Here is a 16,627-nt window from a genome sequence, read left to right as displayed (position 1 = left end):
GGAGGCCGCCATGGCCGACGTTGCATCCCAACCCGCCGTCATAGTCAAGAACAAGGGCATGCTCACCGTGGCCCTGATGCTGGGCACCATCATGCAGGTGCTCGACACCACGATTGCCAATGTGGCGCTGCCGCATATGGCCTCGGCACTGGGCGCGGCGCAGAATGAAATCACCTGGGTGCTGACCTCCTATATCGTTGCGGCGGCCATCGCCACACCACTGACCGGCTGGATGGCCGACCGGCTCGGGCAGCGGCAATTGTTCATCTTTGCCGTGATCGGCTTTACCGTGGCCTCGGCACTGTGCGGCATTGCCACCAGCCTGCCGGAAATGGTGATTTTCCGTATTTTGCAGGGCCTGTGTGGCGCGATGATCGCGCCATTGGCGCAGACCGTGCTGCTCAATATCAATCCCAAGGAACGCATCGGCCAGGCCATGGCCATCTATGGCATGGGCATCATGGTGGCGCCGATCATCGGGCCGACGCTGGGCGGCTGGCTGACCGAGAGCTTCGACTGGCGCTGGGTGTTCCTGGTCAACGTGCCGGTGGGCGTGGTCTGCGTCGCCATGCTGCTGCTCTACATGCCCCAGACTGAGATCAAGGTCCGGCGCTTCGACTTCTTCGGCTTCGGCATGCTGGCCCTGTCGGTCGGCGCGCTGCAGCTGATGCTCGACCGCGGCGCCGAAAACAGCTGGTTCCAGTCGACCGAGACCTGGATCGAGCTTGGCCTGGTTATTTCGGGCCTCTGGGTGTTCATCGTCCATTCGCTGACGGCCAAACAGCCCTTCGTCGACCTGCGCATGTTCAAGGATTTCAACTTCTCGCTGGCCTCGGTGATGATGCTGGTGATGGGCATTACCCTGTTCTCGGGCCTGGCCTTGCTGCCGCCCCTGCTGCAGAACCTGATGGGCTATTCGGTGGTGTTCACCGGCCTGCTGATGGCGCCGCGCGGCGTCGCCACCATGGTGTCGATGATGATCGTCGGCCGGCTCAGCGGCAAGGTGGATGCGCGCATCCTGATGCTGTTCGGCGCTATCCTGATGAGCGTGTCGCTGTGGCAGATGACCAGCTTCAACCTGCAGATGGACTATTGGCCGGTGATCACCACCGGGGCCATGCAGGGCTTTGGCATGGGGTTCCTCTTCGTGCCGCTGTCGACCATGGCCTTTGCCACCATCCTGCCCAAGGTGCGCGCCGATGCGACGGCCATGTTCAGCCTGGTGCGCAACATGGGGCAGGGCATCGGCATCTCGCTGGTCTCGGCCGTGCTGACCATGATGATGCAGGTCAACCACGCCGAACTGGCCGAGCGGCTGACGTTTTCCTCGACGGCGGTGCAGACCCAGATGCCGAGCCTGCTGTCCGGCAGCGCCCAGGTCATCGCCCAGGTCAATGGCCTCGTGCAGCAGCAGTCGGCCATCCTCGCCTATCTCGACGACTTCTGGCTGATGATGCTGCTCAGCATCGGCTCCATCCCGCTGATCCTGATGCTGCGCGGCCCCAAGAAGGACAAGCTGGCACCGCCCAAGAGCAAGGAAGAGCTGGCCATCGAACGCGCCCATGCGATGGGGGAATAGCAGTCGGGTTGCTGGAAAGCAGTGAAGCCAAGCGCCCGTCGGGCGCTTGGAATTACCCGCCGATGGTCGGCAGGGTCAGGTCACCCGATGTCAGCTTGCGGGCCGTGATCTTGGCGTCGGCGGCTTCGCGCGGCAGCTCGAGGCTGGTCCAGACGCTGACCAGGGCGTGGCGCAGGGCGAAGATCATTTCGTCGGTGTGCAGCGGCGTCGGGGTGATGCGCAGGCGCTCGGTGCCTTTGGGGACGGTCGGGTAATTGATCGGCTGGATGTAGATATTGTGCTTGTCGAGCAGCATGTCGCTGGCGGCCTTGACCGCGCGGGCATCGCCGACGATCAGCGGCACGATATGGGTATCGGTCTCCATCACCGGCAGGCCGGCATCGGCGAGGATCGCCTTGGTCAGGCGCGCCTGGCGCTGGTGCATGATGCGCTCATGGCTCGAGCCCTTGAGATGCTCGATCGAGGCGCGGGCGGCGGCGCAGAGGGCGGGGGGCAGCGAGGTGGTGAAGATGAATTCGGGGGCATAGGAGCGGACCGCATCAATGATGGCGCGGTTGGCCGCGATATAACCGCCCATGGTGCCGAAGCCCTTGGCCAAAGTGCCTTCGACGATATCGATGCGATCCATCAGGCCGTCGCGCTCGGCAATGCCGCCGCCGCGCGGGCCGTACATGCCGACGGCATGGACTTCGTCGATATAGGTCAGCGCGCCGAATTCCTCGGCCAGGTCGCAGATTTCCTTGATGGGGGCGATATCGCCATCCATTGAATAGACCGATTCAAAGCAGATCAGCTTGGGCCGCTTGCGGTCCACTGCCGCCAGAAGATCGCGCAGGTGGGCGACGTCATTGTGGCGGAAAATCTTCTTTTCCATGCCGGACTGGCGCACGCCCTGGATCATCGAAGCGTGGTTGAGCTGGTCGGAGAAAATCACGCAATCGGGCAGCAGCCGCGCGATGGTGGCGATGGCGGCTTCATTGGAGACAAAGCCCGAGGTGAAGACCAGGGCGCCTTCCTTGCGGTGCAGGTCGGCGAGCGAGCGTTCCAGTTCAACAAGAGGCCGGTTTGTGCCGGAAATATTGCGCGTGCCGCCCGAGCCGACGCCGAGCTTGCCGGCGGTTTCCTGCATGGCGCCGATCACCTTGGCGTGCTGGCCCATGCCGAGATAGTCATTGGAGCACCAGATGGTGATTTCGCGCTGGTTGTCGGCGTCGTCGCGATAGATGGCGCGCGGAAACTGGCCGGCGATGCGTTCGAGATCGGCAAAGACGCGGTAGCGCTTTTCGGCCCGCAGCGTGTCCACTGCATCTTCGAATATGCCGCGATAGTCCATCGAAACGTCCTTCTGTGCCCGGCGTCGGCGCTTAAGGGTGCCGGCGAACGAGCCATAGCTAGATCCGCAGCAGACGCATTGACAGAGGTCAATGTGACGCGCGGTTGCGGGGCGGAGAGGCGTTTTCGCGACGGGCGGCGACGGCTCAACATGAGAAGCATTCTAAAGTCTGGCGACCAGCCTGCCAATGCGTCAATGCGCGCCTTTGGGGGCAATTTCCGGATTTTCGCCACTTCGTGATCGCGGCGCCACGCGGACAATCGAAGTCAGCATTCCTCGCCGCGGCAAAACTCCGCTTTGTCCAGTATTCATCTGCCGTTCAGGCACTATGCTTCACCACCATCCTGCCGTATTCACTATGCACCAACGGGCCACAGTCCGAATCCTTCAGGGGGATAGTCATGAAGTTCAAGATCTTGGTCGCGCTTGCCGCGACGCTGGCGCTCACCGCCTGCACCACCACCAATCCCTATACCGGCCAGTCGCAGCTTTCCAACACCGCAGGCGGCACGCTGATCGGCGCCGGCGGCGGCGCCTTGGCTGGCGCGCTCATCGGCTCGGCCACCGGCGGTGATGCCGGCGTCGGCGCGCTGATCGGCGCGGGTGTCGGCGGTCTCGCCGGTGCCGGCATTGGCAGCTATATGGACCAGCAGGAAGCCGAACTGCGCGCCCAGCTGCAGGGGACCGGTGTTTCGGTGACCCGCGTCGGCCAGCAGATCATCCTCAACATGCCGTCCAACATCACCTTCGCCACCGACCAGTCGACGGTGAACCCCGCTTTCAACTCGACGCTCGTTTCGGTCGCCCTGGTGCTCAAGAAGTTCGACCAGACCTCGGTCAATGTCTATGGCCACACCGACAATGTCGGCGGGGCAAGCTACAATCTGTCACTCAGCCAGCGCCGCGCCGTCTCGGTGGCGACAATCCTGGCCAACCAGGGCATCAACCAGCAGCGCTTCTACATCGAAGGCAAGGGCGACACCTCGCCGATCGCTTCGAATGCCACGGAGGCCGGCCGCGCCCAGAACCGTCGCGTCGAAATCCAGCTGTCGCCGATCAACGGGTAAGTTGGGTGGTCGTAAGAATATGGAAGGCGGGCTTTGGCCCGCCTTTTTTTGTTTTGCACCAGAGTTGACCCAAAACGCGATGTCACCCCGGCCTTGAGCCGGGGCCCAACTTGAGTGCGGACCACCGCCGCAAGGTGGGTGGAACAAGCCCAACGACCTGGCGGCCGCAAAGCCATTTCAGGATGGGCCCCGGCTCAAGGCCGGGGTGACACTGTGGGTGGGGGGCGACCTGAGCTCCCTTGAGCCGTCTGTTAAGGCGTCGGAACGACCGGCTCGGCCACTGGCACGGCCGGATCGGCTGCAGGCGCCACGACGCTTTCCGATGTCGGCGTGCCCGGCTGAACATCGGTTGCTGGCGCCCCCTGGAACATCTGCATCACGAAGAGCACGGCGATGACGATGCCGAGGCCGAGGATGCCATAGAGCCACCAATTGGTTGGGCCGGTGGCGGCGACGCTGTCTTCGTGCTCGCCGGCCACCTTGATCGGCGAGGCGTCGGGCACATCAATGCGGGCGCCGTTTTCGTCGATCAGATTGTCGACGCTGGCGACGGTCGGTGTGGGCTGCTTGGGTGCGGTTGCCATCAGAAATCTCCCTTGATCACGGTTTGCGGGCCAACGCCGTCCTGCACGCTCTTGTGCACTTCGGCGATAGCGCGGTCGATCTCCTCGGCGTCAAAGCCGAGTTCATGGCCTTCTTCACCGGCGGCCGCGGCATCGGACTTGAGCTGGGTGAGCAGCTCGAGCTTTTCCTTGGCGGTGAACAGGCTGTTATGGGCAATAGCCATGGGCGTGACGTCGGTGTCGTCCATGCGGAGGCTGTCAATGATCATGGCGCGTCTCCTTGCTGGGTCGGATGACCCTCGGACAGAGCAATGCGCCGCCGGGGCAAGGGGTTCCGGATCGACGCCAGCGGTTCCCCAGATCACGGTTTTTTCAGGCGGAACTCATCGCCCGCTGCACCCGTTGACCTGTCACACCCACCAAAGAGGAGCTCGAAAATGGCTTACGATGACATTCGCAAAACCGATGCAGACGTCAAGGAAACCCACGATCTGATCGCTTCCGACAAGGTCGAGGGCACCAAGGTCTACGACCCCAATGGCGAGCACATCGGTTCCATTGAACGCATTTTGGTCGAAAAGCGCAGCGGCAAGGTTTCCTATGCCGTGCTGAGCTTCGGCGGCTTCCTGGGCATTGGCCACGACCACTATCCGCTGCCCTGGACCAAGCTGAACTATGACGAAAGCCTCGGCGGCTATCGCGTCGATGTGACCAAGGACCAGCTCGAAGGCGCGCCGAAGTATCGTGACGAAGACGATGGCTTCTGGTCGGCCGAGAATGGTCGCCGCGTCTACGACTATTACGGCGTGGCGCCTTACTGGATCTAGTCTCCAGGCTAGCGCTTAGACAAAGCCGGCGTCCCGCAAGGGACGCCGGTTTTTGTTTGCGCTCAGTTCGCCTCAGGGACCCAAACAACCATCGAGCCCTGGCCGCGATTGGCCCAGAGGTAATAGGGCAGGGCGGTGAGGGTGGCCGTGCCCTGGCTTGGGGGCGTGGTGCGGTAGAGGGTATTCCAGTCGCTCTCGTCGATTGCCAAAGCGTCGGCCTTGAGCGTCACCACGCCATCGAACAGGTCGGCCCGGGTCTCGGCCTTGAGCGTGGCTTCGCGAGGCAGTTTCAGCCGCTGCACGCGGCCGCCGGGGTTGTCCACTTCTTCGAGACAATAGACTAATGGCCCGCGCTTCAGCGCCACACGGCCGACGTCCATCAGCACGCCCGGATTGGCATAGAGGCGGACGGGTGGCATAGGCAGGTCGAGGGAGACGACATCACCCTTGGCCCAGGTGCGGTTGATGGTCAGATAGCCGCTGATAGCTTTCGACACATCGACCGCCTCGCCATTGACCGAAACTTTCGCGCCGGATGACCAGCCAGGGATGCGCAGCTTGACGTCGAACTGGGCCGGGCTTTCCGGGTCGACATGGATCTTGATGTCGCCATTCCATGGATAAGTCGAGACTTCGCGCAGGCCCACCTTGGTGCCAGCAATTTTCACTTCAGTGGCAATGCCGCCATAGAGGTGGAAGGCCACGCCATCCTTGGCGGTCGAAACGAAATAGCCGCCCACCGAAGCCACGAGGCGACTGACATTCATCGTGCAGCAGGGGCAGGTGTGCCAGTCCCAGCGTGTCGGCGTGCCGTCGCTTTCCAGCGGATTGGCATAGAAATAATGCTCGCCGTCGCGGCTGAGGCCGGACAGCGCGCCGTTGAACATAGCAAGTTCGAGAATGTCGGCATATTTGCCGTCGAGATCGAGATGCAGCATGCGCTGCGCCCAGAAAATCAGCGCCACGGAAGCGCAGGTTTCCGCATAGGCGGTCTGGTTGGGCAGGTCGAAATCATGGGTGAAACCCTCGTTCTGCGCCGAGGGGCCAAGGCCCGCCGTCACATACATCTTGGTTTCCATCACATCGTCCCACAGTGTCTCGCAGGCCTTTTTCAGGGCCGGATCATTCAGCTCGGCGGCGAGGTCCGCCATGGCGGTATAGAGATACATGGCGCGCACGGCGTGTCCGACCACCTTGTCCTGCTCGCGCACCGGCACATGGCTCTGGCTATATTCGTAATTGCCGAAAACATAGCGCTGGTTGAGCGCCTTGCCCTCCTTGCCTTCGCGTTCCTCGCGCTCGATATCGAAATAATGCGGATGCTGGTTGCCGCGCTCGTTGATCAAATAGGTGGCGAAGTCGAGATGCTTCTTCTCGCCGGTCAGGTAATAGAGCTTGATCAGCGCCAGCTCGATTTCCTCATGCCCGTCATAGCCGCGCTTTTGCCCCGGCCCGGTGCCGAAACGGGCATAGATATGGTCGAGATAGCGCTCCATCACATCGAGCCAGCGACGTCGTCCGGTGACGCGGAAATAGGCGATCGCGCCTTCCAGCATATGGCCGGCATTATACATTTCGTGATTGTCGCGCAGATTGGTCCAGCGCTTGTCCGGTTCATGGCCGAGATACCAGCAGTTGAGATAGCCATCCGGCGCCTGGGCCTTTTCGAAGTCGTCCACAATCGCCTCGATCTTGGCTTCGATATCGGCGTCGCGGCGATGGGCCAGCGCATAGCTGGCCGCCTCGATCCACTTGCCGACATCGGAATCCCAGAACACCTGCACGGTAAAACCATTGGCATGGCGCGGAAAGCGCAGCGGCGGTGGTGGGTTGGGGAGCTTGAGCGAGTCGAGAATGGTATATTCGGCGAGCTTCTTATGCTGGCTCGGAATGGTCCGTGTGAGCACGGTCTCAAGCCTCTCGTGCCAGAATTTTCCCTCCAGCTTGACGTCCGGGAAATTGACGGGGGCGTAGCGGCTCATAACTTCTCCTCCAAGAATAGTCTTAGTTTTGCGACGGGTCGGACGATTGCCGCACGACCAGCGAACAGTTCAGCCGCTCGACGCCCTTGAGGCGTTCGCCGGCAATCATGGCGATCAGGCGATCCCCGGCCACCCGGCCGAGTTCACGCAGGTTCATATCGACCGAGGTCAGCGGCGGCCGCGCCGCCAGCGCCATCACGTCCCAATTATCGAAGCCGACGACGGCAACATCATTGGGCACAGAGAGACCGAGCTCACGCAGCGCGTCGGTTGCGCCGCGGGCGATCTGGTCATTGTCGCAGAATAGCGCATCGGGCTTTTCGGCCTTGCCGTCGAACAGCGTGGCGACGGCGTCGCGGCCCCAGAGTTCAGACCATTGGCCGTTGAGTGTGTGGCTCGCTACCGGCTTGAGGCCCGCCTTGGAGAGGGTGTCGAGATAGCCTTGCTGGCGCAGCGTCACCGCCTCAAAGCGGGTTGGCCCGGCAATGTGGGCGATGCGCTGGCGCCCGATATCGACCAGATGCTGCACGCCGAGCACCGCGCCACCGTAGTCGTCGGGAATGAGGCAGAGCGCATCGGGGTCCTCGGCCTGCGAGAAGACATAGATCACCGGCATGCTCTTGCCGGGCACGGCGATGGGCGGCCGCATGTCCATGCGGCGGGCGGTGACGAGCAGGCCATCGATGCGCTTGCCGAGCAACTGGTCGAGATGCTGCTTTTCGCGCGCCGGATCGTCGGTGGCATTACACATGAAGATGGCAATGCCATGCTCGGCCAGCCGCTCCTCCAGCGCCTCGACGATGGGGAAGGTGAAGCGGCCAAAACTGTCGGTCGAGAGAATGCCCACCGTCATCGACTTGGCACGATGGAGGCTCTGCGCCATGGCATTGGGCCGGAAACCCAGCGCATCGGCGGCGGCGACCACCTTGTCGCGCGTTTCCTGCTTTAGCCGCCCGTTGCCATTGAGCGCCTTGGAGGCGGTGCCGATCGACACGCCGGCCTGCGCCGCCACGTCTCGGATCGTAGCGCGCTCGGGATAGCGCTCTGGGGTTTGCTCGTCATTCATCTGGGGGGCGCTCTATTTCACGGCGCCGTTGAGGAAGCCGGAGACGTAATATTTCTGCAGCAGCACATAGATCAGGATGCAGGGCAGAATCGAGACGATAACGCCGGCCTGCAGCGCGCCCCAGTCGACGGCGCCCAGCCGCCCGGTGCGCACGGAGACCAGCATGATCGGCACGGTGAAGGAGCTTTCCTTGTTCATGAAGATCAGGGCCGCGAGGAACTCGTTCCAGGAGTTGATGAAGGTGAACAGCATCACCGTCACCACGCCTGGGATGACCAGTGGCAGGAAGATGCGGCGCAGCACCTGCAGCGAGGTCGCGCCATCGATCAGCGCCGCTTCCTCGATTTCGCGCGGTATCGCTTCGAACGCATTGCGCATCAGGTAGATCGAGAACGGCAATTGCAGCACGGCATGCACGATGGCGAGGCCCAGATGGGAATTGGCCAGCCCGATCTTGGAGAAGTTGAGATAGATCGGCGTCAGGATCGCCTGATAAGGGATCATCAACGGCGCCAGTAGCAGGACGAAAATCACCTCCTTACCCGGCAGGCGGAAGCGCGCCAGCCCATAGCCGGCCGGCACCGCCAGCACGAGGCAGAGCACGATGGCCATGCCGGCGACGAGGAAGGAATTGCTGGCATAGGTGAAGAGGCCAGCCTGGTAGTCGATGACCTTTTGATAGTTCTCGGTGCTCAGCGACTGTGGCAGATAGTTGGGCGGCGACGCCGAGGCTTCGGCCGGCGTCTTGATCGAAGCAAAGAAACTCAGCGCAATCGGCCCCAGCATCAGGGTGATGACCAGCACGCAGACGGCGCCGATCAGATAGCGCTGGGCGCGGGCCATGGGCGCAGATTTCTGGCTGATGGCGCTCATTCCGTGCCGCTCCGGTTGCTGAGAAAGACCTGGATGGCCGAGAAGAACAGGATGATGGCGGTCAGAATGATCGACAGCGCCGCGCCATAGCCCAGTTTAAAGCTGATGAAGCTGTTCTGGTAGATCCAGTAGACCGAGGTGAAGGTCTGGCCGCGCGGATTGCCGCCGGTCATGATGTAGAACTGGTCGAAGGCCAGCATGGAGCCGATGGCCGAGATCAGCGTCGCCAGCAACAGCGTGCGCATCGACAGCGGAATAATGATCTTCCACACCCGCTGCCAGTAATTGGCGCCATCGATGATGGCAGCTTCCAGCACTTCCGAATTGATCGACTGGATGGCGGCAACGAACAGGATCATGCCGAAGCCGATCACCTTCCAGGTGACGGAGATGATGACGGCAGCCAGCGCCGGATCGGCCTTGGTGAACCAGACCGGCATTTCCTCGACCAGATGCAGATCGAGCAGGATCTTGTTGAACAGGCCGACCTGCTGGTCGAGCAGCCAGTACCAGAGCAGGCTCGAAGTGCCGAGGCCGATCACCACCGGCAGAAAAATCGTCGCGCGGGTGAACAGCCGCAGCGGCGAATTATTGCTGGTCAGCAGGGCCAGGGCAAAGCCGAGACCCATCAGGATCGGGGTAATGACCACGGTATATTTCACCGTGAACCACAGCGCCCGCCAGAAGGACTTATCGGCAAAGGCCTTTTCGTAATTTTCCAAGCCCACCCATTCGCCGCCGCCGAGCAGGGAGGTGTCGGTAAGGGACAGGTAAACCAGCTGGCCCAGCGGATAGAGCACGAAGGCGATGACGAAAATCAGCGCGGGAGCGACATAGATGAGCCCGAGATGTCGATTGCGGATGGAGGCCACGGGAAAGCTTTCAGTTGTCTTCGGGTGTCGCAGTCGTCCCCTCTCCCCCGAGGGGAGAGGGTCTGGGTGAGGGGTTCAGACTCTCGGCACGACACCGGCGCTGAACCCCTCACCCGACCCTCGGGCCCACCTCTCCCGTCAGGGGAGGGGTGGTCTGGTGCCCAGCCTGGGCGACGAGCACCAACCTGCAGTCAGTCCGCAGCAATCTCGAGCATGGTCTCGCGGGCGCCTTCGATCGCGCCCTCGACATCGCCGTCGAACACTGCCGTCTGGATCATGGTCAGCCAGGGTGACTGGTCGGCGTTGACCATATCGTTGAAGTGGAAGGCATAGGGCGTCTGCCCGATGGCGACCGCTTCGGCGGTGGTGATGTAGCGCGGCTCGGCCTGGAAATACTGGTTGTCGGCGAGATCGGTTCGAACCGGCAGGATCAGGTTTTTTGCCAGGCCCTCGAGCTGCGCCTCATCGGTCAGCGACCAGGTGATGAAGCTCGTCGCCAAGTCCGGGTTCTTCGCACCGGTCGGGATGGCGATGACGTCGCCGCCGACGAAGGAGGACTGGTCGCCGTCCTTGATGCCGGGGAGCGGCGCAATGCCGAAATTCATCTCCGGATGATTGGCCTTGAGCGAGGAGATGGCAAAGCCGCCCGAGCCCTGCATGCCCACCGTGCCGGTTTCGAAAGTGGCGGTAAAATTGGCGCCGGTATCGCTTTCGGCGCTCTCTGGAATGATCCCGGCGTCCCACATGTCCTTGAGCATGGTCAGCACTTCCACCACGCCCGGGCCTTCCATCACCGGCGTATCCGGCCCGGCCGGCAGCAGCGTCGCGCCGCTGCCCCACATCATCGGCGCCTGGGTAAAGATATTGCAGCCGCCGCAGGAGCCCGAGAAATAGTAGCCCGAGATGTTGTCCGGATCGGTCGCATGGATCTTGGCCGCATAATCTTGCAGCTCGGCAATCGTGGTCGGCGGCTTTTCCGGATCGAGCCCGGCCGCGGTGAACAGGTCCTTGTTATAGAGCAGGATGGAAACGTCGGGCGTAAAGCCGGTGCCGAACAGCTTGCCGTCATAGGTGGCAAGGTCCTTGAAGGCCTGCGCGACCTTCTCCTGGTTGGGATCGGCGCCAAGCGTCGCGGTGAGATCGGTCAGGAAACCCGCCTTCATGAAATCGGGCATGAAGATCAGGTCGAACGAGATCAGGTCGGGCACGTCGCCGGCCTGCACCGAGGTGGCGAGCTTGGTCACCATCTGGTTGTCGGGAATGGTGGTCAGTTCCACCTTGTCGTCGTGGCTCTCGTTCCACAGATCGACCATGTGTTGCGCAGCATTCGAACTCGAGGCGCGCGCCCACAGGCTCAGCGTGGCGGCAGAGGCGGAGACCGGTGCGAAAGCAGCGGCCGAAAGCGACAGCGCAAGCGCCATCCTGCCCAGAAGTGGCATGGTCATGAAAATCCTCCCTGTATGATCGGCCGGCGAAAGCTCCTCCCTCCGCCGTCCTCGCCCTATCCGGGCATCTCTGGAAAAGCTTTTCCGCTTGATCTTGCGCCAGTGCTGAAGTCAGGCCTGGCAATTTAGGAAAAGGTTTTCGCAAACGGAAAATTGCACGGCGATTTCTGAATCGCAAGGGGCAAAATCAGATGAAGCGCGGCGCGTGTGCGCGCCAGCCTCAGGCGCTGCCTGCCGCCTGAAACCGCTGCCGGTCGTAGCGGATGGTCTGGACCAGGCCGCCTTGGGCGCCATTTTCGATCGTCAGCCTGCCATCGGCGCGTTCGACAATTTCGCGGGCGATGGCGAGGCCGAGGCCGGCGCCGGGCGTCGTCTGAATACGGCCGGGTTGGGCGCGGAAGAAGGGCTCGAACACCTGCGATAGCAGGTCGGACGGGATGCCCGGGCCCCGGTCGGCAATGGTGATCACGACCTGTGTCGCGTCGGCAGTCAGGCTGGCCGTTCCGCCATGGCCATGCGTGGCGGCGTTGATCAGGAGGTTGCGCAAGGCTCGCTTGGTGGCGAGCGGTGGCAGGCTGAGTTCGACGGGATCAACGGGGCCAAGCTGGATGGCCAGTTTTTGCGCCCGCAGTTCCTCGACAGTGTCGGTGAGCAGACGGTCCAGCGCCAGGGGTGCGCTGGCGTCGCGGCTGACTTCTTCCTTGACCAGGCGGATGGCGCTGTCGGCGATCAGTTCGAGTTCGTCGATGTCTTTCGACCAGCCAATACGATCCTCGTCATTGAGGAATTCGGCGCGGATGCGCATGCGGGTCATCGGTGTGCGCAGGTCATGTCCCGCCGCCGCCACCAGCCGCATGCGACTTTCCATGGCATGGCGCAGCCGTTCGGACAGGCGGTTGATCACCGAGGCGGTCTGGCGCGCCTCGCCCGAGCCGCGCTCGGGAATGTGCGGCAGCAGGCCGTCGCTGCCGACCGAATTGACCGCATCCTCCAGCATGGCGAAGGGCTGGGTAACGCGATAGGCCATGAACAGCGAAACGGCGATGACGCCGAGCACGACCAGGCCAAGCCAGCTGCCGAGCAGGAACCAGACCTCGCGGGGCAGGGGCATATTGGTGGGGAATTCGATGCCGAGCTGTTCGCCGGCCAGTTCGACGACGGCGATCTGGGTATCGTCATGCGCCTTGTCATAAACCGAGACTGGGTAGTCGATGCCCGCCTGCGCCAGACGCTGGCGCAAAGCCATGGTGAGATCGTCCCGTTGCGGCCCGAGACTGTCGAGTTCGGGCGGCGTGTCGCCACCCAGCGGCTGCTGGCTGTAGAATTTGTCGATGGCGATGATCTGGCTGGCCACCGGCCAAATCATGCGGCCGGGGTCAGGCTGATTGGTAATCAGCAACACCGCCGAGGTGGCGACCAGAACCACCACCACGATGGCGCCGATCAGGATGGCGGCGATGCGCAGGCGCAGGGATCTCATGACGTGGCTTCGCTGGTTTCGACGCGGGCAGCCAGTTGGTAGCCGCCGTTGCGGATAGTCTTGAGCAGATTGTCGGCGCCGGCGTCGCGGAATTTGCGGCGCAAGCGGCTGACCAGCACGTCGATCGAGCGATCGAAGGGGCCGGCCTCGCGGCCTTGCGTCAGGTCGAGCAACTGGTCACGCGACAGCACGCGGCCGGGGCGATCGAGGAACACCTGCAACAGCTGGAATTCAGCGCCGCTGAGATCAACCACATGGCCATCTCCGTCCGTTACCGAACGGATGGCCGGATCGGCCAGAAAGCCTTCGAAGCGATAATGCATGCCGCTTTCGGCCCGCGCTGCCGGCGTGGTCAGGGGCGTGCGCCGGAGTACCGCCCTCATGCGCGCCACCAATTCGCGCGGGCTGAACGGCTTGCCGAGATAGTCATCGGCGCCCAGTTCGAGGCCGACGATGCGGTCGACTTCTTCTTTGAGCGCGGTGACCAGGATGATGGCGATATTGGGCAGCCGGGCCCGCAGCGAGCGGCAGATATCGAGGCCGGAGCCATCGGGCAGCATGACGTCGAGCACGACGAGATCGACCGCTTCCTTGTCTAGCCGCGCCTCGCATTCGACGCGATTGCCCGCGAGCGAGACGCGAAAGCCCTGCTCGCCGAGATAGCGGGCGAGCAGACGGCGAATTTCGGCGTCATCATCGACAACCAGAATGTGAGCGGACATGGCGAACCTCCGGGTTCCTCCATAGCGCAGGTCGAGCCTGTGCCAAGGGCTGTTTTGTAATCATGAATTGCCGCTACCGGGCCAGCAAAATCCAGAAACAAATTGGCTCTGGCCAGCAACATTGCGTCACGCCGCGACGATTCCCAGCAAACTAGCTGGGTCATCAAGGCGCTCCTATCGTCACGGAGTGCCTCATGTTTCGCGTCACCACGGCCCTGGCCACCACACTCGTGCTCGCCGGCTGCACCACGCTCGGCTCATCCTTCACGGCGCCAAAGATCGACAGCAACGCCCGCTATGGCGCCGCAACGGCCGCCGGCAGCAAGTCGGTCACAGCGAGTACGCAATGGTGGCTCGCCTTCAATGACAGCCAGCTCAACGGCCTGATTGAAGCCGGTCTAAAACAGAACCTGACCGTGGCCCAGGCGGTGGAACGGGTCGTGGCGGCGCGCGAGACGGTGGCGGCCAGCGCCATCGGCCTGCCGAGCGGCAGCACGGCCGGCCAGTCCTCGGTCAGCGGCAGCAGCAATACGTCTACGACCGAAGTCAGCAGCTCCACCAGCGCATCGCTCAGCTGGGAGATCGACCTGTTCGGCGGGCTCGCCAAGAAGCGCGAGGCGGCGGCAGCCTCGATCGATGCGGCCACCGAAGAGGCCAATGGCGCGCGGCTGACGCTGATCGGCGATATCGCCACGGCCTATGTCGAGGCGCGCGGCTATCAGGATCGCATCCATATTGCCCAGACCACGCTGACCAGCCAGAACCAGACGCTGCAGCTGACCCGGCAGCAGCAGGAGCTGGGCGTCGCGACGCGGCTCGACCTGGCGCAATTGACCGGCGACGTGGCCAGCACGGCCGCCAGCATTCCATCGCTCGAAATATCGCTGGCGGCATCCATCCATCGCCTCGGCGTGCTGCTGGGCCAGGAGCCCTCGGCGCTGAAATCCATGTTTGCCACCGGCGCGCAGATTCCGCGCCTCTCGGGCACGGTGATTGCCGGCATTCCCTCGGACCTGATGCGCGATCGGCCCGATATCCGCCAGGCCGAACGGACGCTAGCCCAGGCCGCTTCCAATGTCGGCGTGGCAGAGGCCGATCTTTATCCCAGCCTGACGCTGTCGGGAAATCTCTCGGTCAGTTCGGCCGCCGCCTGGTCTCTGGGGCCGACGCTCAGCCTGCCGATCTTCAATCGCGGGGCGCTGGAAGCCATGGTGCGGCTCGAAGAGTCCGATGCCAAGACGGCCTATCTCGCCTATCGACAGACCGTGCTCGAAGCGGTGGAAGAGATCGAAAATGCCCTGGTGGCTTTTTCCAAACAGCAGACGCGCCGCTCGGAACTGGCCAAAAGCTATACCAGCTATACAGAGGCCACGGACATTGCCGACGAGCTCTATCGCGCCGGCTCCTCGACGCTGCTCAACGTCCTGACGGCGCAGCGCTCGCTTTACTCCTCGCGTGACGCGCTGGCCCAGAGTTCGGTCGCGGTCGCCATTCAATACATCACGCTTTGCAAGGCCCTCGGTGGCGGCTGGGACATTTCCGGCACCACCACGGCGGAGACACGTTCATGACAATTCAGCTTTCGCGCCGCGCCCTCATGCTTGCGGTCACTCTTGTGTTGACCGGCGCCGCCAGCGCCCAGCCGATGGGCGGCGGCGGACCTCCGGGAATGGGCGGGAACAGCGGGCCGGCCGATGTCGGCACGGTAACGCTATCGGCCCAGTCGGTGCCGATGACCACCACCCTGCCGGGTCGCATCGTGGCCTCTGCAACGGCCGAGATCCGGCCACAGGTTGGCGGCATGGTCACCGTGGTCAATGTCAGCGAAGGCCAGCAGGTCGCAGCCGGCGATGTGCTCTTCACCATCGATGCCGCCAGCTATGAGGCTGAAGTGGCAGTCGCCGAGGCCAATGTCGCCAGTGCCGAGGCGCAATTGCCGGCCGCTGAAGCGACTGTCCAGCGCTATACCGCGCTGGTCGGTTCGGGCGGCGTCGCGCAGACCGAACTCGATACCGCCCAGGCCACCCTGGCCCAGGCCAAGGCAAGCCTGATCTCGGCCGAGGCGTCGCTGCGCGTGGCGCAGTTGACGCTGGAGCGTGCCAGCGTCACGGCACCCATCGCCGGCACGGTCGGCGTCATCACGGCGCAGATCGGCGCGCTGGTCACGGCCAACCAAGCCGATGCGCTGACCACCATCCGCCAGCTCGATCCGGTCGATATCGAACTGGCCGAGAGCAGTTCCAACCTTCTGGCCCTGCGCAAGGCCCTGGCCTCGGGCGAGCTGGAGCGCGGCGGGTCGGCGCCCAGCGTCACCCTCGTGCTCGAAGACGGCTCTGCCTATGACCAGACCGGCACGGTATCGGCGGCCGATGTGGTGATCAGCCAGACCACGGGCAGCTTCACCATCCGCGCCAGCATGCCCAATCCAGACCGGACGCTGCTGCCCGGCATGTTCGTTCGCGCCACGGTCAGCGTCGGCAACCAGCCCAATGCCTTCCTCGTGCCGCAGCGCGCCGTGACCTTCAATGACGACGGCAATCCGACCGCCTATTTCGTCGGCGTGGATGGCACGGCCGAGCGGCGTGTGCTGACTGCCAGCCGTGAGGTGGACAATGCCTGGGTGGTGACATCAGGCGTCAACGCCGGCGACGAGTTGATCGTCGATGGCTTGCAGAAGGTCTCCGACGGCGGCGCGATCAATCCAGTCGCCGTAGTGATCGAGGATAATGGCGTGATTTACCAGCAGGCGCCGCGCGACGTTGCCGAGGTTACGCCATGAGCGCCCTCATCGTGACCGCCCCCGAGCCGATGCGCGGGC

15 protein-coding genes are annotated in these 16,627 nt (G+C 63.2%); 5 read left to right on the top strand and 10 right to left on the bottom strand.

Annotated features, from left to right (window positions below):
* Positions 1 to 10: 10 nt before the first annotated feature.
* Positions 11 to 1,579 carry a DHA2 family efflux MFS transporter permease subunit gene (locus tag BM045_RS16710; RefSeq protein WP_092185306.1) on the top strand — a complete coding sequence of 523 codons (1,569 nt, stop codon included), beginning with the start codon at positions 11 to 13 and terminating at the stop codon, positions 1,577 to 1,579.
* A gap of 52 nt (positions 1,580 to 1,631) precedes the next feature.
* Here the strand turns inward: BM045_RS16710 and hemA are convergent, their stop codons facing one another.
* On the bottom strand, positions 1,632 to 2,912 hold the full coding sequence (hemA, locus tag BM045_RS16705; RefSeq protein ID WP_092185305.1) for a 5-aminolevulinate synthase: 1,281 nt from the start codon (positions 2,910 to 2,912) through the stop codon (positions 1,632 to 1,634).
* Positions 2,913 to 3,313: 401 nt separating this feature from the next.
* On the opposite strand from hemA, the gene BM045_RS16700 reads away from it, so the two are divergent.
* Complete coding sequence (locus BM045_RS16700) at positions 3,314 to 3,979, top strand: YiaD family glycine zipper/OmpA-like lipoprotein (protein WP_092185304.1); 666 nt, start codon at positions 3,314 to 3,316, stop codon at positions 3,977 to 3,979.
* 251 nt (positions 3,980 to 4,230) lie between these two features.
* On the opposite strand, the gene BM045_RS16695 is transcribed toward BM045_RS16700, so the two are convergent.
* Both BM045_RS16695 and BM045_RS16690 read right to left on the bottom strand, forming a co-directional pair.
* Positions 4,231 to 4,563: a hypothetical protein gene (locus BM045_RS16695; RefSeq protein WP_092185303.1), complete on the bottom strand. Its 333-nt coding sequence runs from the start codon at positions 4,561 to 4,563 to the stop codon at positions 4,231 to 4,233.
* On the bottom strand, positions 4,563 to 4,811 hold the full coding sequence (locus tag BM045_RS16690) for a hypothetical protein (RefSeq protein ID WP_092185296.1): 249 nt from the start codon (positions 4,809 to 4,811) through the stop codon (positions 4,563 to 4,565). Before BM045_RS16690 ends, BM045_RS16695 begins: the two co-directional genes overlap by 1 nt.
* A gap of 168 nt (positions 4,812 to 4,979) precedes the next feature.
* On the opposite strand from BM045_RS16690, the gene BM045_RS16685 reads away from it, so the two are divergent.
* On the top strand, positions 4,980 to 5,369 hold the full coding sequence (locus BM045_RS16685) for a PRC-barrel domain-containing protein (RefSeq protein ID WP_092185295.1): 390 nt from the start codon (positions 4,980 to 4,982) through the stop codon (positions 5,367 to 5,369).
* Between the two features lie 62 nt (positions 5,370 to 5,431).
* On the opposite strand, the gene BM045_RS16680 is transcribed toward BM045_RS16685, so the two are convergent.
* The 7 genes from BM045_RS16680 to BM045_RS16650 form a co-directional block, all read right to left on the bottom strand.
* A complete protein-coding gene (locus BM045_RS16680) occupies positions 5,432 to 7,351 on the bottom strand; it encodes a glycoside hydrolase family 127 protein (protein ID WP_092185294.1) in 1,920 nt (639 codons plus the stop codon).
* 22 nt (positions 7,352 to 7,373) lie between these two features.
* A complete protein-coding gene (locus BM045_RS16675) occupies positions 7,374 to 8,417 on the bottom strand; it encodes a LacI family DNA-binding transcriptional regulator (protein ID WP_092185293.1) in 1,044 nt (347 codons plus the stop codon).
* 12 nt (positions 8,418 to 8,429) lie between these two features.
* A complete protein-coding gene (locus tag BM045_RS16670; protein WP_092185292.1) occupies positions 8,430 to 9,290 on the bottom strand; it encodes a carbohydrate ABC transporter permease in 861 nt (286 codons plus the stop codon).
* Positions 9,287 to 10,162 (bottom strand): carbohydrate ABC transporter permease, encoded by an 876-nt coding sequence (locus BM045_RS16665; protein WP_092185291.1) that lies wholly within the window; start codon positions 10,160 to 10,162, stop codon positions 9,287 to 9,289. Before BM045_RS16665 ends, BM045_RS16670 begins: the two co-directional genes overlap by 4 nt.
* Before the next feature lie 191 nt (positions 10,163 to 10,353).
* Positions 10,354 to 11,607, bottom strand: a complete 1,254-nt coding sequence (locus BM045_RS16660; RefSeq protein WP_092185290.1) for an ABC transporter substrate-binding protein — start codon at positions 11,605 to 11,607, stop codon at positions 10,354 to 10,356.
* Positions 11,608 to 11,827: 220 nt separating this feature from the next.
* On the bottom strand, positions 11,828 to 13,087 hold the full coding sequence (locus BM045_RS16655) for a HAMP domain-containing sensor histidine kinase (protein ID WP_092185279.1): 1,260 nt from the start codon (positions 13,085 to 13,087) through the stop codon (positions 11,828 to 11,830).
* On the bottom strand, positions 13,084 to 13,809 hold the full coding sequence (locus BM045_RS16650) for a response regulator (RefSeq protein ID WP_092185275.1): 726 nt from the start codon (positions 13,807 to 13,809) through the stop codon (positions 13,084 to 13,086). Before BM045_RS16650 ends, BM045_RS16655 begins: the two co-directional genes overlap by 4 nt.
* A 194-nt stretch (positions 13,810 to 14,003) precedes the next feature.
* On the opposite strand from BM045_RS16650, the gene BM045_RS16645 reads away from it, so the two are divergent.
* Both BM045_RS16645 and BM045_RS16640 read left to right on the top strand, forming a co-directional pair.
* Positions 14,004 to 15,380 (top strand): efflux transporter outer membrane subunit, encoded by a 1,377-nt coding sequence (locus BM045_RS16645; protein WP_092185264.1) that lies wholly within the window; start codon positions 14,004 to 14,006, stop codon positions 15,378 to 15,380.
* Entirely contained in the window at positions 15,377 to 16,588 is a 1,212-nt protein-coding gene (locus BM045_RS16640; RefSeq protein ID WP_092185263.1) for an efflux RND transporter periplasmic adaptor subunit, read from the top strand. Before BM045_RS16645 ends, BM045_RS16640 begins: the two co-directional genes overlap by 4 nt.
* Positions 16,589 to 16,627: the final 39 nt, after the last annotated feature.

The organism is Devosia sp. YR412 (assembly GCF_900110945.1).
In the GTDB taxonomy this organism is placed as follows: domain Bacteria; phylum Pseudomonadota; class Alphaproteobacteria; order Rhizobiales; family Devosiaceae; genus Devosia.
The sequence above is the reverse complement of the archived record's forward strand: the minus strand, read 5'-3'. Positions and strand labels throughout refer to the sequence as shown.

Excerpts from the sequence above, each read along its gene's own strand:
- BM045_RS16710 (WP_092185306.1), top strand. The coding sequence starts at position 11 with ATGGCCGACGTTGCATCCCAACCCGCCGTCATAGTCAAGAACAAGGGC.
- hemA (WP_092185305.1), bottom strand. The coding sequence starts at position 2,912 with ATGGACTATCGCGGCATATTCGAAGATGCAGTGGACACGCTGCGGGCC.
- BM045_RS16700 (WP_092185304.1), top strand. The coding sequence starts at position 3,314 with ATGAAGTTCAAGATCTTGGTCGCGCTTGCCGCGACGCTGGCGCTCACC.
- BM045_RS16695 (WP_092185303.1), bottom strand. The coding sequence starts at position 4,563 with ATGGCAACCGCACCCAAGCAGCCCACACCGACCGTCGCCAGCGTCGAC.
- BM045_RS16690 (WP_092185296.1), bottom strand. The coding sequence starts at position 4,811 with ATGATCATTGACAGCCTCCGCATGGACGACACCGACGTCACGCCCATG.
- BM045_RS16685 (WP_092185295.1), top strand. The coding sequence starts at position 4,980 with ATGGCTTACGATGACATTCGCAAAACCGATGCAGACGTCAAGGAAACC.
- BM045_RS16680 (WP_092185294.1), bottom strand. The coding sequence starts at position 7,351 with ATGAGCCGCTACGCCCCCGTCAATTTCCCGGACGTCAAGCTGGAGGGA.
- BM045_RS16675 (WP_092185293.1), bottom strand. The coding sequence starts at position 8,417 with ATGAATGACGAGCAAACCCCAGAGCGCTATCCCGAGCGCGCTACGATC.
- BM045_RS16670 (WP_092185292.1), bottom strand. The coding sequence starts at position 9,290 with ATGAGCGCCATCAGCCAGAAATCTGCGCCCATGGCCCGCGCCCAGCGC.
- BM045_RS16660 (WP_092185290.1), bottom strand. The coding sequence starts at position 11,607 with ATGACCATGCCACTTCTGGGCAGGATGGCGCTTGCGCTGTCGCTTTCG.
- BM045_RS16655 (WP_092185279.1), bottom strand. The coding sequence starts at position 13,087 with ATGAGATCCCTGCGCCTGCGCATCGCCGCCATCCTGATCGGCGCCATC.
- BM045_RS16650 (WP_092185275.1), bottom strand. The coding sequence starts at position 13,809 with ATGTCCGCTCACATTCTGGTTGTCGATGATGACGCCGAAATTCGCCGT.
- BM045_RS16645 (WP_092185264.1), top strand. The coding sequence starts at position 14,004 with ATGTTTCGCGTCACCACGGCCCTGGCCACCACACTCGTGCTCGCCGGC.
- BM045_RS16640 (WP_092185263.1), top strand. The coding sequence starts at position 15,377 with ATGACAATTCAGCTTTCGCGCCGCGCCCTCATGCTTGCGGTCACTCTT.